This window comes from Streptomyces sp. NBC_00249, from assembly GCF_026342355.1.
GTDB lineage: Bacteria > Actinomycetota > Actinomycetes > Streptomycetales > Streptomycetaceae > Streptomyces.
The window spans coordinates 485,955-505,576 of the sequence record NZ_JAPEMV010000005.1 but is presented as its reverse complement, the minus strand read 5'-3'; the positions used below and the strand labels follow the sequence as shown (position 1 = coordinate 505,576).

Sequence of the window (19,622 nt, the reverse complement as noted above, 5' to 3'; positions counted from 1 at the left end):
TAGGAACGATGGCTGCCGACACCAGCCAGTCGGTGGCGAAGGCCGCGGGTGACGCCGAGAGCGTCGCCCGCGGCCCCCGCCGCACGACTGCCGGAAACAAGCGCGGTCTCACCCGCGCCCTCGCCACGCACTGGTACGCCTGGGCCATGGTCGCCCCCGTGGTGCTCGTCCTCGGCGTGATCATCGGGTGGCCGCTGGTCCGCGGGATCTACCTCTCGCTGACCGACGCCAACGAGCGCAACGTCGCCCGTACCATCGGCGTCCGCCACATCGAGGCCACGTACGAGTTCGTCGGACTCGACAACTACGCGGCCGTGCTCGGCGACCCCGTCTTCTGGCAGCGGCTGGTGTGGACGGTGCTGTGGACCGTCGCCTGCGTGTCCATCACCTTCGCCCTCGGCCTCGCCCTGGCCACCATGCTCAACCGGGAGTTCCGCGGCCGCGCCGCCTACCGGATGGCGCTCATCCTGCCCTGGGCCGTCCCCGGCTTCGTCTCCGTCTTCGCCTGGCGGTTCCTCTTCAACCGCGACAACGGCATCCTCAACAAGGTCCTCGACGGCGGGGGCATCGCCGCCGTCCCGTGGCTCGACGACCCCACTTGGGCCAAGGTCTCCGTCATCGCCGTCAACGTCTGGCTCGGCGTCCCCTTCATGATGGTCGCCCTGCTCGGCGGACTGCAGTCCATCCCCGGAGAGCTCTACGAGGCCGCCGAGATGGACGGCGCCGGCCCCTGGCAGCGCTTCCGGCACATCACCCTGCCCGGACTGCGCGCGGTGAGCATGACGGTGATCCTGCTCTCCACCATCTGGACCTTCAACATGTTCCCGGTGATCTTCCTGCTCACGCGCGGCGGACCGGGAGACTCCACCGAGATCCTCGTGACCCAGGCCTTCCGCGAGGCCTTCATCGCCAGCCCGCGCGACTTCGCCGGCTCCGCGACCTGGGGCGTACTGATCCTCGCCCTGCTCATGATCTTCGCGCTGGTCTACCGGCGCTCGCTGCGCAAGCAGGGAGAGGTGTGGTGACCATGACCGAGACGACCGACATGACCACGGCCGCCGCCACGACCGCCGCCGCCCGCCCCAGGGGCACCCGCTCCCCGCTGGCCTCCTTCGCCCTGCACGCCACCCTCGTCGGCGCCTCCGTGATCGCCGTGTTCCCCGTGCTGTGGATCCTGCTGACCTCGCTCAAGCCCGCGAAGTACGCGATCACCACGGACTTCGTCAAGGAACCGACCTTCGGGAACTACCGCTACCTGCTCGAGGACAGCCACTTCCTCAGCTGGTTCGCCAACTCCGTCCTGGTCGCCGGCATCACCACCGTCCTCGGCGTGTTCATCGCCGCCACCACCGGCTACGCCGTCAGCCGCTTCAAGTTCCCGGGCATGAAGCCGCTCATGTGGACCCTGCTCATCACGCAGATGTTCCCCATGGCCATCCTGATCGTCCCGCTCTACAACCTGATGGGCGACCTCGGCCTGCTCAACCAGCCCCTCGGCCTGATCATCACCTACCTCACCATCGCCGTGCCGTTCTGCGCCTGGATGATGAAGGGCTTCTTCGACACCATCCCGGTGGAGATCGACGAATCCGGGCGGGTGGACGGCCTCAACCCCTTCGGCACCTTCTGGCGCCTCATCCTGCCCCTCGCCAAGCCCGGCCTCGCCGTCACCGGCTTCTACGCCTTCATCACCGCCTGGGGCGAGGTCGCGTACGCCTCCGCCTTCATGGTCGGCGAGGAGAACCTCACCCTGGCCGGCGGACTCCAGACCTTCGTCACGCAGTACACCTCCAACTGGGGTGCCATGAGCGCGGCTTCCGTCCTCATCGCGATCCCGGCGGCGGTCTTCTTCCTCTTCGCCCAGCGTCACCTCGTCGCCGGGATGACGGCAGGCGCCACCAAGGGCTGACCACCCGCGCCCGCCCCCTCTCGCCCCCGGCCCGACCTCTCCAAGGACGACATGACCCAGCACCTCGCCGACGCACTTCCCACCACCACCGGCACCCGGCCCGGCTGGTGGAGAGACGCGGTGATCTACCAGGTCTATCCGCGCAGCTTCGCCGACTCCAACGGGGACGGCATGGGGGACCTCGAAGGCATCCGCAGCCGCCTGCCCTACCTCAAGGAACTCGGGGTCGACGCCGTCTGGCTGAGCCCCTTCTACGCCTCCCCGCAGGCCGACGCCGGCTACGACGTCGCCGACTACCGGGCCATCGACCCCATGTTCGGCGACCTCCACGACGCCGACGCCGTCATCCGCGAAGCCCACGCGCTGGGCATGCGGATCATCGTCGACCTCGTCCCCAACCACTGCTCCGACCAGCACGAATGGTTCAAGCAGGCGCTGCGCGAAGGCCCCGGGACGCCGCTGCGCGAGCGGTTCCACTTCCGCCCCGGCAAGGGCGAGTCCGGGGAGCTGCCGCCCAACGACTGGGAGTCGATCTTCGGCGGCCCCGCCTGGACGCGAGTGGCCGACGGCGAGTGGTACCTGCACCTCTTCGCCCCCGAGCAGCCCGACTTCAACTGGGAACACCCCGCCGTCCAGGACGAGTTCCGCTCCATCCTGCGCTTCTGGCTCGACCTCGGCGCCGACGGCTTCCGCATCGACGTCGCCCACGGCCTCGTCAAGGCCCCCGGCCTGCCCGACCTCGGGCGCGACGAACAGCTCAAGCTCCTCGGCAACCAGGTCCTGCCCTTCTTCGACCAGGACGGCGTTCACGAGATCTACCGCTCCTGGCGGAAGGTGCTCGACGAGTACGCGGGCGACCGGATCGGCGTCGCCGAAGCCTGGACGCCGAGCGCGGACCGCACCGCGATGTACCTGCGGCCCGACGAGCTCCACCAGGCCTTCAACTTCCACTACCTGGGGACCGGGTGGGACGCCGAGGCGCTGAGGGGTGCCATCGACGACTCGCTCGACTCGATGCGGCCCGTGGGCGCGCCGACGACCTGGGTGCTGTCCAACCACGACGTGGTGCGCCACCGCACCCGCTTCGGCAGCCTGGAGCGGGCCCGGGCGGCCGCGCTGCTGATGCTGGCGCTGCCCGGATCGGCGTACGTCTACCAGGGCGAGGAGCTCGGGCTGCCGGAGGTCGTGGATCTCCCCGCGGAGGTCCGCCAGGACCCGGCCTTCCACCGCTCGGCCGGGCAGGACGGGCTGCGCGACGGCTGCCGCGTACCGATCCCGTGGTCCGGGACCGAGGCCCCGTACGGCTTCGGCGACGGCGGCAGCTGGCTCCCGCAGCCGGCCGACTGGGCCGCGCTGAGCGTGGCCGCGCAGACCGGCGACCCGGACTCCACGCTGGAGCTGTACCGCGCTGCGTTGAGGATCCGGCGCGAGCGGGCCGACCTGGGGGCGGGCGACGGGGTGGAGTGGCTCGACGCCCCGGCGGGCGTGCTGGCCTTCCGGCGGGGGGAGTTCGTCTGCACCGTGAACACGACCGGTGAGGCCGTACGCTTCCCCGCGCCGGGTGAGGTGCTGCTGGCGAGCGCCGGCCCGGCCGAGCCGGGCGTCCTGCCCGCGGACAGCACGGTGTGGTGGCGGGGGTGACCACCCCGCTGCGGCTGACGGACATCGCCGCGCAGGCCCAGGTCAGCGAGGCGACCGTCAGCCGTGTGCTCAACGGCAAGACGGGCGTCGCGGCCGGCACCCGGCACAAGGTGCTGGCCGCGCTCGACGTCCTCGGCTACGAACGGCCGGTGAGACTGAAACGCCGCAGCAACGGGCTGGTGGGCCTCCTCATACCCGAGCTGACCAACCCCATCTTCCCGGCGTTCGCCCAGGTCATCGAACAGGCCCTGGCCGGGCACGGGTACACCCCCGTGCTGTGCACGCAGACACCGGGCGGGGCCACGGAGGACGAGCTGGTCGAGCAGCTGGAGGAGCGCGGGGTCACGGGGATCGTCTTCCTGTCCGGCCTGCACGCCGACGCGTCCGCCGACCCCGTCCGCTACCAGCGGCTCGCGGCGCGGGGGGTGCCGTTCGTGCTGATCAACGGCTTCAACGAGTCCGTCAACGCCCCGTTCATCTCCCCCGACGACCGGGCGGCGGCGGAGATGGCGGTGCGGCACCTGGAGGAGCTCGGACACCGCCGGATCGGGCTGGCCATCGGGCCGACCCGGTACGTCCCGTCCGCGCGCAAGGAGCAGGGTTTCCTGGCCGCCCTGCCGGGCGGGGAGGGGCTCGTGGAGCGCACCCTGTTCACCGTCGAGGGCGGGCATGCGGCGGGCGGCGCCCTGCTGGACCGGGGCTGCACGGGCGTCGTGTGCGCGAGCGACATGATGGCCCTCGGCGTCATCCGCGCGGCCCGCGAGCGGGGCCTGCGCGTCCCGGAGGACATCTCGGTCGTCGGCTTCGACGACTCCCCGCTCATCGCCTTCACCGACCCCCCACTGACCACGATCCGCCAGCCGGTCCGCGCGATGGCCACAGCGGCGGTGGGCGCCCTGCTGGAGGCGGTGGCCGGCACGCCGGTGCAGCGCACGGAGTACGTGTTCCAGCCGGAGCTGGTGGTCCGGGGGTCGACGGGTCGGGTGGCGGGGGGCTGACGCCGCCGACGTCCCGGGCCCGGGGGGTGGGGCGGGGGCTGCCCGCCTGCTTCCTCGGGTCAGGGTCGGGTTCCACCCTGGGGCGGTCTCGGGGAGGGGTTGGGGCTTTCCCGTCAGTCTCATCGTCCTTCCGTGTCGGGCCGGCCTGTCAAGGGCGCTCCCTTCGGTCGCGTCGCTTCGCGATGGCCTTCGGCCACCCTTGACAGACCGTCCCGCCCCGGAAAAACGAAGACTGCCGGGAAACCCCCAAAAGAACGGGACGGGGCGGAGAGAGGGAGGAGCGGGTCTCTCAGCGATGAGACGAGCCGTCTCCGGCCGCCATCCACCCATCCGGCCAGCTCACAGCCCATTCCCGGGCCAGGGCGCGGCCTTACCCGCACGAAATGACGACCAGAAGGCCATCCGGAGCAGACAGGCGCATCAGATCGCTACGCGCTTCGCTCATTCCGGCGTCTGCGGTCCGTCTGTGGCTGGTCAGCGGCGGGCTCGATGTTGTCGACTGCGGTGGTGAATTCGCGGCCCGACGCGCCCCGGATGTAGGCCAGCATCATCCAGCGCTCGTAGGCGGCGGAGTCCGAGACGTCCTCGTTGATCACGGCCATCAGCTCTCCCTCGGTGCCCGAGGCGATATCGCGCACACGACGGCGCAGGAGCTGATGCGGCACGTATTCGTATTGCTCAGTCATCGGACGCCTCCTCGAAAGAGTCGATGAAGCGCTCCAGCACGCGCAGATGCACGTCAGGCCCTTCGCTCGCGCGACGTGGGTGCGGTGTTCCGATACGTCCAGCAGTACAGCGGAGCCAGCCAGGCGCGTATCGCGGCGGCGGTCGGTATGACTCAGGCGCGGGTGAACGAGATCATCAACCGGCGCCGTGAGGTGTCGCGGCTCGATGTGTACGAGCGGATCGCTGATGGTCTGTACATGCCCGACGACGCTCGCCATCTCCTCGGGCTGGCGGCTGGCCGAGGCTCGGCTCCGTGAGCTTGCCGGGATCTGTGACATCGAGGTGTACAGGTACGGCATGCTGCCGACGTGGCGGCTGATCCGGGCTGACTCCACCCTGTTCGTCGGGGCGTTCGACTCGGGGTGGGAAGGGCACGAATCTGCCACCTACAAGGTGATGGAGACGCCGCACGGCCCGCTGTTCAGGGGGTTTCGGCGCATGTTCGAGGCTGTGGCCAATGGCGCCGAACGTACGGTTTGAGAGGGGACGGGCGGATGATCGAAGCGGAGCTGAAGGCGCGGGTGCACGCGCCGCAAGAGACGCTGCGACGGCTGGACGAGCGGGCCGTGGGCCGGGCCGAGGTGTACCAGGACACCTACTACGACACGCCGGACGGGGCGTTGGAGGCTCAGGACGAGGAGCTTCGGGTCAGGACCGTGCACGGGGCGGACGAGACGCGCACGGTCCTCACCTACAAGGGCGCCCGGGTGGACGAGGAGTCCGGGTCGAAGCCGGAGCACGAAACCCGCGTAGAGGATGCCCAAGCTGTCCATGCCTTGCTCCGTGGGCTGGGGTACGTACAGGCTGTCGCGTTCGAGAAGCGGTGCAGGAACTACGCCTTCGAGGCGCGAGGCCGGCAGATGCTCGCCACGTTGGTCCGTGTCCCCGAGGTGGACGGGACGTTCCTGGAGCTGGAGACGCTGGTCGAGGAGAAGGACGTCACCGAGGCCCTTGATGATGTCCGGGAGGTTCTTGTCGAGCTCGGCATCGATGCGGGGGACCTGACGCGTGAGCAGTACACCGACGCTGTGAAGGCCCGCCGCAGGGCCCCTGACATCGCGAGCGCGACCTAACGCATCAAGACTGCTCGGGGACCGTTTTCGTGCGGCCGACGCCTACGAGACACTCAGGCACACCACAACTCCCGCCGGACAAGCCATCGTCCGCCCGGACAGGAGGCGCCTCCCCAAGGCGGGTCGCAGACGCCGAGATATGAGGAGCGCGTAGCGATCTGATGCGCCTGGAGGGGGCTGGCGGCCCCCTCGTCGTCATTTCGTGCAGGTAGGGCCGCGCCCTGGCCCGGAAAGGGACTCTGAGCTGCCCGGATGGGTGGATGGCGGCCGGAGGCGGCCCGCCGCATCGCTGAGAGACCCGCCCCTCTGTCCTTCCCCCCGTCCCGTTCTTTTGGGGGTTTCCCGGCAGTCTTCGTTTTTCCGGGGCGGGACGGTCTGTCAAGGGTGGCCGAAGGCCATCGCGAAGCGACGCGACGAAGGAGCGCCCTTGACAGGCCGGCCCGCCCCGGAAGGACGATGAGGCTGACGGGAAAGCCCCAACCCCTCCCTGAGACCGCCCAGGCGGCACCCCGCCACCCCCCCCCCGACACCGCTCAACGTCCCCGTGAGGCGTGTGGCCAGACCCCGTGAGGCGGCGGCCGTGTCGGAAACAATTCTGCAATCTCTTGCGCAAGCTCTTGCAACACTCCATGGCGGCGCCCTACGGTCAGCGGCAATCCCCACCTCTCCCGCCAGGAGGTACCGCATGCCCCCCGTCCGTAGGACCCGCAGATCCGCGCTCGCCGCTGCCGTGGCCGCCGTTGCCGCGCTCGGTGTGCAGGCCGCGCCGCAGGCCGTGGCCGTGCCGCCCGGGGTGAAGGACGTCACCGCCGTGATGTTCGAGTGGAAGTTCGATGCAGTGGCCGCCGCCTGTACCGGGCAGCTCGGGCCCGCCGGGTACGGGTACGTGCAGGTCTCGCCGCCCCAGGAGCACATCCAGGGGGCCCAGTGGTGGACGTCCTATCAGCCCGTCAGTTACAAGATCGCCGGGCGGCTGGGGGACCGGGCGGCCTTCAAGGCCATGGTCGACACCTGTCATGCCGCCGGCGTGAAGGTGGTCGCCGACTCCGTCATCAATCACATGGCCGCCGGTGACGGCGTCGGGACCGGGGGGTCTTCGTACACGAAGTACGGGTATCCGGGCGTCTACTCCGGGTCCGACATGGACGACTGCCGGGCGACGATCTCGAACTACCAGGACAAGGCCAACGTCCAGAACTGCGAGCTCGTGCAGCTCGCGGACCTGGACACCGGCGAGGAGTACGTGCGGGGCCGGATCGCCGGGTATCTGAACGACCTGCTGTCGCTGGGCGTGGACGGGTTCCGGATCGACGCCGCCAAGCACATGCCCGCCGCCGACCTCGCCAACATCAAGTCCCGGCTGACGAATCCGGGGGCCTACTGGAAGCAGGAGGCGATATTCGGGGCCGGGGAGGCCGTCTCGCCCAGTGAGTACCTGGGGAGCGGTGACGTCCAGGAGTTCCGGTACGCGCGGGACCTGAAGAGGGTGTTCCAGGGCGAGAACCTCGCCTATCTGAAGAACTTCGGCGAGGCGTGGGGGTACATGCCCGGCTCGCAGGCCGGGGTGTTCGTCGACAACCACGACACCGAGCGCGGCGGTGACACGCTGAACTACAAGGACGGCTCCGCCTACACCCTCGCCAGCGTGTTCATGCTGGCCTGGCCCTACGGGTCGCCCGACGTGCACTCCGGGTACGAGTGGACCGACCGGGACGCCGGCCCGCCCAACGGGGGTGCGGTGAACGCCTGTTACGCCGACGGGTGGAAGTGCCAGCACGCCTGGCGGGAGATCTCCTCCATGGTGGGCTTCCGGAACGAGGCGCGCGGGCAGGGCGTCACCGGCTGGTGGGACAACGGCGGTGACCAGATCGCCTTCGGGCGGGGGTCCAAGGCCTATGTGGTGATCAACCATGAAGGTGCTGGGCTGACGCGGACCTTCCAGACCTCGCTGGCCGCAGGGGACTACTGCGACGTCCAGAGCGGCCGCGCCGTCACCGTCAACGGGTCCGGGCAGTTCACCGCCACCGTCGCCGCCGGGACCGCGCTCGCCCTGCACACCGGGGCCCGTACCTGCACGGGAGCGCCGGCCGTCGCCGGGGCCTCCTTCGCCGTCAACGCCACCACCGTGACCGGCCAGGACATCTACGTCACCGGTGACCTCCCCGAGCTGGGCTCCTGGAACACCGGGAGCGCCCTGAAGCTCGACCCGGCCGCCTACCCCGTCTGGAAGCGCGAGGTCACCCTCCCCGCCGGAACCGCGTTCGCCTACAAGTACCTCCGCAAGGACTCCGCCGGGAACGTCACCTGGGAGAGCGGGGCCAACCGCACCGCCACCGTCCCGGCGAGCGGCAAGGCCGTGCTGAACGACACCTGGCGCGGCTGAGCCGCAGCCACCACAGACCAGGGCCGCCCGGCACGTCACGACCCCGCCACCGCCGGGCGGCCCTCACCCCGTGACCAAGGAGATCCGCCGTGATACGCCCAGCCGCAGGAGTGCTCGCCGCCGCCCTGGCCGTGACGCTCCTGCCCGCCCTCCCGGCCGCCGCCGGCACCGCCCCGGGCCCGCCGTCCGACGCGAAGCTGGCGGCCGAGCCCTCCCGGCACGACCTGACCCGCGAGCAGTTCTACTTCGTCCTCCCGGACCGCTTCGCGAACGGCGACCCGCGCAACGACCGGGGCGGGCTGACCGGCAGCCGGCTGGAGACCGGGCTGGACCCGACGGACAAGGGGTTCTACCAGGGCGGCGACCTCAAGGGGCTGACCGACCGGCTCGACTACATCAAGGGCCTGGGCACCACCGCCATCTGGATGGCGCCGATCTTCAAGAACCAGCCGGTGCAGGGGACGGGCAAGGACGCGTCGGCCGGCTACCACGGCTACTGGATCACCGACTTCACCCAGGTCGACCCGCACTTCGGGACCAATGCCGACCTCGAGCGGCTGATCGACAAGGCGCACGGGAAGGGGATGAAGGTCTTCTTCGACGTCATCACCAACCACACCGCCGATGTCGTGGACTACCGGGAGGGCTCGCACGACTACCTGTCCAAGGGGGCCTTCCCCTATCTGGCCACGGACGGCGTGCCCTTCGACGACGCGGCCGTGGGAGCCGGCGGGAAGTTCCCGAAGACCGGGCCCGCCGCCTTCCCGCGGACCCCGTTCGTGCCCGAGGCGAAGAAGAACCTCAAGGTTCCCGCCTGGCTCAACGACCCGACGATGTACCACAACCGCGGCGACTCCACCTTCGCCGGTGAGTCCTCCGAGCAGGGCGACTTCTCCGGCCTCGACGACCTGTGGACCGAGCGCCCCGAGGTCGTCAGCGGGATGGAGAAGATCTACGAGAAGTGGGTCAAGGACTTCGACATCGACGGCTTCCGGATCGACACCGTCAAGCACGTCGACACCCCCTTCTGGACCCAGTGGGCCACCGCCCTCGACAAGTACGCGGCCCAGCGCGGCCGGAAGAACTTCTTCATGTTCGGCGAGGTCTACTCCGCCGACACCGCCGTCACCTCCCCGTACGTGACCCGCGGCCGCCTCGACGCCACCCTCGACTTCCCGCTCCAGGACGCCGTCCGCGCCTACGCCTCCCAGGGCGCGCAGGCCGGCCGGCTGGGCTCCGTACTGGCCGAGGACCACCGGTACACCACCGACAAGGCCAACGCCTACGAGCAGGTCACCTTCCTCGGCAACCACGACATGGGCCGCTTCGGGACCTTCCTCAAGCAGGACCACCCGCAGGCGGGGGAGCAGGAGCTGCTCGACCGCTACCGGCTCGCGAACGAGCTGCTGTTCCTCTCCCGCGGCAACCCGGTGATCTACTCCGGCGACGAGCAGGGCTTCACCGGCGCCGGCGGGGACAAGGACGCCCGCCAGCCGCTGTTCGCCTCCCGCGTCACCGACTACCTCGACGACGACCAGCTGGGCACCGCGCGCACCCACGCGAGCGACGCCTACGATCCGGGACACCCGCTCTACAAGCAGATCAGTGCTCTCTCCAAGCTGACCCGCGAACACCCGGCCCTGCGCGACGGCGTCCAGAGCGAGCGCCTCGCCGACGGCCCCGTGTACGCCTTCGCCCGCACCGACCCCAAGACCCGCACCGAGTACCTCGTCGCCGCCAACAACGCCACCGAGGCCAAGGCCGTCCAGATCGACGCCCCCGCCGGCGCCGCCTACCGCACCCTCTACGGCGGCCCGGCCACGCAGGTCCGCGCCTCCGCCGCCGGGAAGCTGACCGTGACCGTCCCCGCGCTCGGCTCCGTCGTCCTGCGCGCCGAAACCCCCCTCGCCAAGCCCGCCACCGCCCCCACCCTCACCCTCAAGGCCCCGGCCCCCGGCGCCACCGGCACCGTCGAGCTGTCCGCCGAGGTCGCAGGCGGCGGCCTGAACCGGGTCGTCTTCGCCGCCCAAGCCGGCAACGCCCCCTGGCAGGTGCTCGGCAGCGCCGACCACGCCCCGTACAAGGTCACCCAGCACGTCACGGCCCCCGCCGGCACCCCCCTGCGCTACAAGGCCGTCGCCGTCGACTCCGCCGGACGCACCGCGAGCGCCCTCGCCGCCTCCACCGCGGGCCAGGCCCCGCCGAAGGAGACCCCGACCGCCACCCAGCGCGACTACGCCGTCGTCCACTACAACCGCCCCGACGGCGACTACACGAACTGGCGCCTCTACGCCTGGGGCGACCTCGCCGAGGGTGAGGCCACTCCCTGGCCCGAGGGCCACGGCTTCACCGGCCGGGACGCCTACGGGGCCTTCGCCTACGTCCGCCTCAAGCCCGGCGCCTCCTCCGTCGGCTACCTCGTCATCGACAAGGACGGCAACAAGGACGTCGCCGCCGACCGCACCCTCGACGTGACGAAGACCGGCGAGATCTGGCTGGAGCAGGGCAAGGAACCCGCCCGCACCGACCGCCCCGCCTACCCGCCGCAGGACCAGTCCAAGGCCGTCCTGCACTACCAGCGCCCCGACGGCGCCTACGACGGCTGGGGCCTGCACGTCTGGGCCGGCGCCGCGAACCCCACCGACTGGTCGAAGCCGCTGCTGCCCGTACGCACCGACGCCTACGGAGCCGTCTACGAGGTCCCCCTCGCCGCCGGCGCGACCAGCCTGAGCTACATCCTCCACAAGGGCGACGAGAAGGACCTCCCCACCGACCAGTCCCTGGACCTCAAGGCCACCGGCCACGAGGTGTGGATGCTCGGCGGCAAGGAGCGTTACCTCCTCCCGCAGCCCGCCGGATCCGCCGCCGCCCTCGACCTCACCAAGGCCCAGGCCGTCTGGATCGACCGCGACACCCTCGCCTGGAACGCCCCCGCGGCCGCCGCGTCCGTCCAGCTCCTCGCCTCCCGCGAAGGCCGCATCACCGCCCAGAACGGCATCCTCCACGAGGGCGGCGCCGCCTGGCTGCGGCTGAACCGCTCCGAGCTCACCGCCGCCCAGAAGCAGAAGTTCCCGCACCTGGCGGCGTACACCGCCTTCACCGTCGACCCCCGCGACCGGGGCCGGGTCCGCGAGGCCCTGCGCGGCCAGCTCGTCGCGAGCGCCCGCGCCGCCACCGGAGCCGTCCTCGCCGCGACCGGCGTGCAGCTCGCCGGGGTCCTCGACGACCTGTACGCGACGAACACCCCCCTCGGCCCCGTCTTCCACGACGGCCGCCCCACCCTCTCCGTATGGGCCCCCACCGCCCAGCAGGTCTCCCTCGAACTCGACGGCCGCACCCACACCATGCGCCGCGACGACACCACCGGCGTCTGGTCCGTGCGCGGCGAACGCTCCTGGACCGGCAAGCCCTACCGCTACGCCGTGACGGTCTGGGCCCCGAGCACCCGCCAGATCGTCCGCAACCTCGTCACCGACCCCTACTCCACCGCCCTCACCACCGACTCCACCCACAGCCTCGCCGTCGACCTCGCCGACCCGAAGCTCGCCCCGCCCGGCTGGCGCGACCTGCGCAAGCCCGCGCCCGTCCCCTTCACCTCGGCGCAGATCCAGGAACTCCACATCCGCGACTTCTCCGTCGCGGACCGCACCAGCACCCACCCCGGCCAGTACCTGGCCTTCACCGACACCGCCTCGAACGGCATGCGCCACCTGCGCGAACTCGCCGCCGCCGGCACCTCCTACGTCCACCTGCTCCCGGCCTTCGACATCGGCACCGTCCCCGAGAAGCCCGCCGACCGCACCGAACCCGCCTGCGACCTCAAGGTCTACGCCCCCGACTCCGAGGAGCAGCAGGCCTGTGTGGCCGCCGCCGCGGCGAAGGACGCCTACAACTGGGGCTACGACCCCCTGCACTACACCGTCCCCGAAGGCTCCTACGCGAGCGACCCGAACGGCACCGCCCGCACCACCGAGTTCCGCAGGATGGTCCAGTCCCTCAACGGGGCGGGCCTGCGCACCGTGATGGACGTGGTCTACAACCACACCGTCGCCGCCGGCCAGTCCGACAAGTCCGTCCTGGACCGCGTCGTCCCCGGCTACTACCAGCGGCTCCTCGCCGACGGCAGCGTCGCCACCTCCACCTGCTGCGCCAACACCGCACCCGAGAACGCCATGATGGGCCGCCTCGTCGTGGACTCGATCGTCACCTGGGCCAAGGAGTACAAGGTCGACGGCTTCCGCTTCGACCTGATGGGCCACCACCCCAAGGCCAACATCCTCGCCGTCCGCAAGGCCCTCGACGAGCTCACCCCCGCCAAGGACGGGGTCGACGGCAAGAAGATCGTCCTCTACGGGGAGGGCTGGAACTTCGGCGAGGTCGCCGACGACGCCCGCTTCGTCCAGGCCACCCAGAAGAACATGGCCGGCACCGGCATCGCCACCTTCTCCGACCGCGCCCGCGACGCCGTACGCGGCGGCGGCCCCTTCGACGAGGACCCGCGCGTCCAGGGCTTCGCCACCGGCCTGTTCACCGCCCCCAACGGCTCCCCGGCCAACGGCACCCCCGACGAGCAGCGCACCCGCCTCCTGCACGCCCAGGACCTGATCAAGGTCGGGCTCACCGGCAACCTCGCCCCGTACACGTACACGGACAGCGCCGGCCGCCGCACCACCGGCGCCGGCACCGACTACAACGGTGCCCCGGCCGGCTACGCCGCCGCCCCCGGCGACGCCCTCGCCTACGTCGACGCCCACGACAACGAAACCCTCGCCGACGCCCTCACCTACAAACTCCCGCAGGGCACCGCCCCCGCCGACCAGGCCCGCGCCCAGGTCCTGGCGATGGCCACGGCCGCCCTCTCCCAGGGCCCGGCCCTCTCCCAGGCGGGCACCGACCTGCTCCGCTCGAAGTCCCTGGACCGCAACTCCTTCGACAGCGGCGACTGGTTCAACGCCGTCCACTGGGACTGCCGGGACGGCAACGGCTTCGGCCGGGGCCTGCCCCCCGCCGCCGACAACCGCCCCAAGTGGCCCTACGCGAAACCCCTGCTGACCGGGCCCGCCCCCGGCTGCGCCGAGATCACCGCCGCCTCCGCCGCCTACCGGGACCTGCTGAGGATCCGTACGACCGAACCCGCCTTCGCCCTCACCACCGCCGAGGCCGTCCAGGCGCAGCTGAGCTTCCCGCTGTCCGGCCGCGAGGAGACCCCGGGCGTGATCACCATGGCCCTCGGCGGCCTCGTCGTCGTCTTCAACGCCGGCCCCGACACCCAGGTGCAGCGCGTCCCCGCCCTCGCGGGCACCGGCTACGCCCTGCACCCGGTCCAGGCCGCGGGCTCCGACGCCACGGTCCGCCGCTCCGCCTACGACGCGGCAACGGGCGAGTTCACCGTCCCCGCCCGCACCGTGGCGGTCTTCAAACGGTCCTGACCGGCCGGTACGACGAGGGGGTGCCGGCCACGGGCCGGCACCCCCTCCTCACGTCAGACGGCGAGGCGCCGCTCCAGCAGGATCACCCCGTAGACCCTGCCGTCCTTGCCCTCCTTGTTCGGCAACTCCCCGACCACCCGGTACCCGGCGTCCTGGTAGTACACGAGCAGCCGCGGGTTCGTCGACACGCAGTCCAGGCGCGCCCGGTCCCGCCCGGTACGGGCGATCCGCCGCTCGGCGTGCTCCAGCATGCGCAGGCCCGCCCCGGCCGGAGCGGCTTCGCGCTCCACCATCAGCCGGTGCACGTAGCCCGCGACGGGGGGCTGGACGCCCCAGGCCTCCTCGTCGGACCACCACAGTTCGTACCCGCCGACGATCCGGCCGTCGGCGTCCTCGGCGAGCCACACCTCGCCGTCGCGCATCCGGTCGCGGAAGTGCGCGGCGTCCTTGTCGCCCGGCTGCCACTGCTCGATGCCCTGCTCGCGCATCCACCGGGCAGCCTGGTCGTACAGCTTCACCAGCGTGCCGGCGTCCTTCTCCGCGGCCGGCCGGAACAACATCCCGTCGTCAATGATCACGCACGTATTATCACCAGCGCGTTTCTCTCCGGTCCGCTCTCTCCGGTCCGCTCTCTCCGGTCCGCTCTCTCCGGTCCGCTCTCTGCGGTCCGCTGACCGCCGCGGCCCGTCCCTCAGCCGGCTGCGCGCGGAGCGGGCACCAGCGCGGCCAGCCGGCCGACCAGTTCACCGAAGGGCCCGTCGGACGGTTCGTCCGCCAGGATGCGGACGAGGATGCCCGCCATCTCCGCGTCGTACGCCGCGCTCACCGCCGCCAGCGCCGCGAAGTCGTGCACCAGCTGCAACTCCAGCTCGGCCCGCGGGATCCGCCGCCCGTCCAGCCAGAGCAGCGCCGTGGACTCGGCCAGCGACACCCAGGACCGCACCACCAGCTCCAGCCGGGCCGGCGGGTCCTGCACGCCGATGTGCGCGAGGATCTGCTCGTACGCCGCCTGCCGCACCTCGTCGATCATCGCGTTGGTCCGGCTGCTGCCCGCCGCCGGACCGCCCCGCATCAGCGCCGAGAAACCCGGCCCGTGCTCGTCGACGAAGGCGAAGTACCGCCCCATCACCCGCAGCAGCCGCGCCCCGAGCGGACCCTCGTGCGGCTCGACGAACCGCTGCGCCAGCTCGTCGGCGGCCCGCCGCAGCGCGGCCTCGTACAGGCTGAGCTTGCCCGGGAAGTAGTGGTAGACGAGCGGCCGCGATATCCCGGCCGCCGAGGCGATCTCGTCGATCGACACGTCGTCGGGCGACCGGTGGCTGAACAGCTCCAGGGCGACCCCGATCAGCTGTTGCCGCCGCTCCTCGACACCCATCCTGCGTCGCACCCCGGTTGTCATGCCGACACCCTACTTCGCCGCCCCGTGCGCGACGGAAGGCCCCGGGGCCCCGTTTCTCCAGGTCGGGCGTCCTACAGGTCGAGCGCGAGACGGTCCGACGCGGCGCGCGAGACGCACAGCAGCATCGAGTCCGCACGCTCCCCGTCCGTGAGGAGTTCGTCGCGGTGCTCCACCTCGCCCGCCAGGACCCGGTGTTGGCAGGTCCCGCAGAAGCCCTGCTCGCAGGAGTACGGGGTGTCCGGCAGCTCCCGGCGCACCGCCGTCAGGGTGGACTCGTCCGCCGCGACCTCCACCGTGCGGCCGGAGCGGCGCAATTCGACCGTGAAGGGCCGCGCCGGGGCGGCCGCCGCCGGGGCGAAGCGCTCCAGGCGGACCGCCGAAGGGTCCGGGGCGGCCTCCGTGACCGCCCGCATCAGGGGTTCGGGGCCGCAGGCGTAGACCAGGGTGCCCGGCCGGATCCCGGCGAGCACCGTCAGGTCGGGCCGCCCCGTCTCGTCCTCGGGGCAGACGGTCACCCGGTCCCCGTAGGCGGCGAGTTCGGGCAGGAAGGGCATCGAGGCGCGCGAGCGGCCCCCGTACAGCAGGGTCCAGTCGGCGCCCGCCGCCGTCGCCGCGCGGAGCATCGGCAGGACCGGGGTGATCCCGATGCCGCCCGCGACGAAGACGTACGAGGACGCGGGCGCCAGCTCGAACCGGTTGCGCGGCGGCCGCAGTTCCAGCTCGGCCCCCTCCACCAGCAGCTCGTGCGCCTCCCGGGAGCCGCCGCGGCCGTCCTCGACGAGCCGGACCGCGATCGTCCAGCGGCCCGCCTCGGCCGGGTCCCCGCACAGCGAGTACTGCCGGACCAGCCCGGAGGGCAGCGTCACGTCCACGTGCGCCCCCGGGGCCCACGCGGGCAGCTCGTCCGACTCCAGCACCAGCCGCAGCACGCCCTCGGCCGGCTCCGTACGGGAGACGATCAGGGCGCGCAGCCGCCGGCGCGGCGAGTGGCCCGACACCGGGGTGTCCAGGGCGGGCAGCGGCCACAGCGGGGAGCGGCCGATGCGGCGGCGCAGCGCGCGCCGGGTCAGGGCGGCGGCCCCCGCCACCGCCGTGACGGCCAGGACCCCGCGCCTCACGGCCGCACCCCGCCGTTGGCGCCGGGGGAGGCGGCGAGGTAGGCCTCGGCCTGGGCGGTGGAGCCCTCCTGCGAGGGGTGGTAGGTGCGCGAGAGGTAGGTGGGGATGGACTTCAGCATCGCCCCCGTCGAGGGCAGGACGCCCTGCTGGCCCGACCGGAAGAACTGCCCGAGGGAGGCCTTCGCGGCCGGCAGGTGGGGGTCGTTGTCCATGAAGAAGCGGGCGCCGCGCTGCCACAGGAAGGCCAGGGCGGCGAAACCGGTGGCCCAGGTCCTGGCGCGGCGGCGGTAGCTTCCGTCCACGTGCATGAAGAGGTCGAAGGCCACCGAGCGGTGCTCCACCTCCTCCGCGCCGTGCCAGCGCAGCAGGTCCAGCATCATCGGGTCGGCGCCCCGGCGGTCGAGTTCCTCCGCGTTGAGGATCCAGTCGCCCAGGAACGCCGTGTAGTGCTCGATCGCCGCGATCATCGCGACCCGCTCCATCAGCCACCACTTGCGGGCCCGGCCCGGGGGCAGGGTGCGGTCGCCGAGCAGCTTCTCGAAGAGCCAGTCCACCTGCGCGGTGTAGGGGGTCGGGTCCAGGCCCAGGCGCCTCAGGTGGGGGAGCACGTCGTCGTGCGCGGCGGCGTGCATGGCCTCCTGCCCGATGAACCCGATGACGTCCGCCCGCAGCCGCTCGTCCGTGATGTACGGGAGCACCTGCTTGTAGACGTGGACGAACCAGCGCTCACCGGCGGGCAGCAGCAGGTGCAGCACGTTGATGGTGTGCCCGGCGAAGGGGTCGCCGGGCAGCCAGTGCAGCGGGGTGTCCTCCCACGAGAAGGACACGTTGCGCGCCTGGAGGTCTATGTGTTCCGACGCCACGGGGGCGGGCACGAGCGGCGTATTAGACATGGCGTCAATGTACTGATGGGTACGGGAGAGGAGAACCCCTCTGCAACGCCGAAATCACCACCCGGCCCGGATCCGCGCGCACACGACGGCTGTTGCCGCCCGGACGACCTAGCGCAGCACCCCGGCCTTCGTACCGTCCGTCAGCTTGCCCGAAAGATCGACCTGCGCTCCCTCAGGGGCCTTGAGGGCCAGTCGATTCCCGTTCGCGGCCCCGCTCACCCCGCCGCCCGACACCGACAGCGAGGCGAACTGCGCGCTGCCCGCCGCCAGCACGTACCACTGCCCCGCCCGCGACTTCCACAGCACCCCGGCCAGCACCCGCGGCTCCCGCGGACCGCAGGCCGCCGAGCCCTCCGCCTTCGCCGCCTGGGCCGCCAGCGGCGCCCCCGGGGCCAGGAACTGCGCCTGCACCCGGTCCGCCGTGCCCTGCCAGGTCTCCGCCCGCGTGCACAGCCAGGTCGCCGTCCCGTCGCCCTCCGGCAGCGGCTGCTTCGCGTACGTCCACGCGTTGACCGAACGCACCCCGTGCGAGCGGACCGAGGGCAGCAGACAAGCGATCCTCGACCACTCGCCCAGCTCCGCCGCCTCCGACACGTCCCGCGCCGCGCCCGGAGCCCCCGAGGTCAGCCGGGCCGGCGTCAGCTCGCCCAGGTCGGTCACCAGCCGGGTCGTACCTTCCCCCGTCAGCGCCAGCGCGTTCCAGCTGCCGCAGGTCCCGCCCGGGGCCGGACCCACCACCGGCGGGGTGACCCCGTCCGGGGTGAGCTTCAGCGCGGTCGGCGCCTCGGCGGGCTTGAGCAGGTCACGCAGGGCGGCCCCGGTGACCCAGGGGGCCGTCAGATAGCGGACGTTGCCGTCGACCCGGCTGAGCACCAGCCCCGTCGCGGTCTCCGCCGAAGCCCCGTCGGTCCGCGCGAAGTCCAGGGCGGCGCCCGCCGTCCCCGAACGCGGCTCCGCGTACCGCACCACCCGCAGCCCGTCGTGCAGCAGCACCACCACGGCCTGGTCGACCGTCCCCGCGAACAGCAGCTGCGGCGGACCCATCGGCGGCCCGGACGGGGTACCCGGAGTCGCCGAGACCACCACCGCCTTCCCCGGCCGCGCCCAGCTGGCCAGCGCCCGGCGCAGCAGCTCCGTGTCCTCGGCGCGGTCCCCGCGCGCGGGCCAGGCGGAGTAGTCCGTACGGGAGGACGTACGCCACACCGTGGGCGCGACCCGCACCAGCTGCCCCGGATCCAGGGCCTGCTCCGCCGCCGCGTTGCGCGCGTACAGCGGAGCGGCGGGCCCGTCCGAGCCCCAGCCGCCGCCGGGCAGCGCCAGCAGCGCCCCGCACACCGCGAGGGCGGCGGCCGCCGCCAGCCCGCCCCGCGCCAGCCGACGCCGGCGCAGCAGGTCGGTGGGCCGGGCCTGGAGCACGCACGGGTCGAACTCGGGAGAGGCGAAGAGGGCGTCGTGCGCCGGGTCCCCGGACTCCGCGACCGCCGCCGCCGGATCCGCCACCCCGGCCTGGGTCAGCACCCGCAGCACGTCCGGCTCGGCCAGCCCCTCCAGCGCCCGCAGCACGCAGGCCGCGCGGCCGGGCCCGTTCAGGGTCGCCAGCCACTGGTCCAGGGCCAGCTCCTCGGCCCCGCCCGAACGCGGGAACAGCCGCAGCCCCCACACCTGGGGGAGCACCGCGGGCAGCTGCCCGCGCAGCGGGAGCGCCTTGAAGGTCAGCGGGATCCCCGCCTCCAGGGCGGCGCGCAGCACCCGCAGCCGGACGTACGCGTACCCGGACTCGGGGCCGTCCACCCCGCCGCGCTGCGCCGGGACCCCGCCCCGCACGGCCTCGGGGTCGGCGCCCCGCCGCCCGCGCGGCAGGGCCCGCTGGGCCAGCGAATGGGCGGTGAGCACCCGCCGGTTGCGGCCGAGGGCGGGCGGCAGCACCAGGTAGGCGAGCCGCACCAGCCGCGGGTAGTGCTCGACGATGGCGGCCTCGGCCTGCTCGACGTCGGGAGGCAGGGGGCGGGTGGCGGTGTCCGGCGCAGTCACGTTCAGCAGAACGAGCGAATCG

The 19,622-nt window shown here is 72.2% G+C and carries 15 protein-coding genes; 9 read left to right on the top strand and 6 right to left on the bottom strand.

Features of this window, described 5'->3' with window-relative positions; all coding sequences use genetic code 11:
- Positions 1-8 precede the first annotated feature (8 nt).
- Genes OOK31_RS24070 through OOK31_RS24055 form a run of 4 tightly spaced genes read left to right on the top strand, consistent with a single transcriptional unit; the run spans position 9 to position 4,548 of the window.
- Positions 9-1,025: a carbohydrate ABC transporter permease gene (locus OOK31_RS24070; protein WP_267089375.1), complete on the top strand. Its 1,017-nt coding sequence runs from the start codon at positions 9-11 to the stop codon at positions 1,023-1,025.
- A gap of 2 nt (positions 1,026-1,027) precedes the next feature.
- Complete coding sequence (locus OOK31_RS24065) at positions 1,028-1,909, top strand: sugar ABC transporter permease (protein ID WP_267089374.1); 882 nt, start codon at positions 1,028-1,030, stop codon at positions 1,907-1,909.
- A 51-nt stretch (positions 1,910-1,960) separates the two neighbouring features.
- Positions 1,961-3,550 carry a glycoside hydrolase family 13 protein gene (locus OOK31_RS24060; protein WP_267089373.1) on the top strand — a complete coding sequence of 530 codons (1,590 nt, stop codon included), beginning with the start codon at positions 1,961-1,963 and terminating at the stop codon, positions 3,548-3,550.
- Positions 3,538-4,548, top strand: coding sequence for a LacI family DNA-binding transcriptional regulator (locus OOK31_RS24055; RefSeq protein WP_267089372.1), 1,011 nt, complete (start codon positions 3,538-3,540; stop codon positions 4,546-4,548). The genes OOK31_RS24060 and OOK31_RS24055 overlap by 13 nt, the downstream gene beginning before the upstream one ends.
- A 428-nt stretch (positions 4,549-4,976) precedes the next feature.
- On the opposite strand, the gene OOK31_RS24050 is transcribed toward OOK31_RS24055, so the two are convergent.
- Positions 4,977-5,234 (bottom strand): hypothetical protein, encoded by a 258-nt coding sequence (locus tag OOK31_RS24050; RefSeq protein ID WP_267089371.1) that lies wholly within the window; start codon positions 5,232-5,234, stop codon positions 4,977-4,979.
- Between the two features lie 75 nt (positions 5,235-5,309).
- Between OOK31_RS24050 and OOK31_RS24045 the strand changes: the two genes are divergently transcribed.
- From OOK31_RS24045 to pulA, 5 genes are all read left to right on the top strand, one after another.
- A complete protein-coding gene (locus tag OOK31_RS24045; protein ID WP_267089370.1) occupies positions 5,310-5,531 on the top strand; it encodes a helix-turn-helix transcriptional regulator in 222 nt (73 codons plus the stop codon).
- A 40-nt stretch (positions 5,532-5,571) separates the two neighbouring features.
- Positions 5,572-5,754, top strand: a complete 183-nt coding sequence (locus tag OOK31_RS24040; RefSeq protein ID WP_267089369.1) for a hypothetical protein — start codon at positions 5,572-5,574, stop codon at positions 5,752-5,754.
- A 14-nt stretch (positions 5,755-5,768) separates the two neighbouring features.
- A complete protein-coding gene (cyaB, locus tag OOK31_RS24035) occupies positions 5,769-6,347 on the top strand; it encodes a class IV adenylate cyclase (protein WP_267089368.1) in 579 nt (192 codons plus the stop codon).
- 685 nt (positions 6,348-7,032) lie between these two features.
- Positions 7,033-8,730 (top strand): carbohydrate-binding module family 20 domain-containing protein, encoded by a 1,698-nt coding sequence (locus OOK31_RS24030; protein ID WP_267089367.1) that lies wholly within the window; start codon positions 7,033-7,035, stop codon positions 8,728-8,730.
- 89 nt (positions 8,731-8,819) lie between these two features.
- Positions 8,820-14,159: a pullulanase-type alpha-1,6-glucosidase gene (pulA, locus tag OOK31_RS24025; protein ID WP_267089366.1), complete on the top strand. Its 5,340-nt coding sequence runs from the start codon at positions 8,820-8,822 to the stop codon at positions 14,157-14,159.
- Between the two features lie 53 nt (positions 14,160-14,212).
- Here pulA and OOK31_RS24020 read toward each other — a convergent pair whose 3' ends face one another.
- The 5 genes from OOK31_RS24020 to OOK31_RS24000 form a co-directional block, all read right to left on the bottom strand.
- A complete protein-coding gene (locus OOK31_RS24020; RefSeq protein WP_267089365.1) occupies positions 14,213-14,737 on the bottom strand; it encodes a GNAT family N-acetyltransferase in 525 nt (174 codons plus the stop codon).
- A 113-nt stretch (positions 14,738-14,850) separates the two neighbouring features.
- Complete coding sequence (locus tag OOK31_RS24015; protein ID WP_267089364.1) at positions 14,851-15,558, bottom strand: TetR/AcrR family transcriptional regulator; 708 nt, start codon at positions 15,556-15,558, stop codon at positions 14,851-14,853.
- Between the two features lie 71 nt (positions 15,559-15,629).
- Positions 15,630-16,676, bottom strand: coding sequence for a PDR/VanB family oxidoreductase (locus OOK31_RS24010; protein ID WP_267089363.1), 1,047 nt, complete (start codon positions 16,674-16,676; stop codon positions 15,630-15,632).
- Positions 16,673-17,569 (bottom strand): metal-dependent hydrolase, encoded by an 897-nt coding sequence (locus OOK31_RS24005; RefSeq protein WP_267089362.1) that lies wholly within the window; start codon positions 17,567-17,569, stop codon positions 16,673-16,675. Before OOK31_RS24005 ends, OOK31_RS24010 begins: the two co-directional genes overlap by 4 nt.
- Positions 17,570-17,677: 108 nt before the next feature.
- Positions 17,678-19,600 carry a hypothetical protein gene (locus OOK31_RS24000; protein WP_267089361.1) on the bottom strand — a complete coding sequence of 641 codons (1,923 nt, stop codon included), beginning with the start codon at positions 19,598-19,600 and terminating at the stop codon, positions 17,678-17,680.
- Positions 19,601-19,622: the final 22 nt, after the last annotated feature.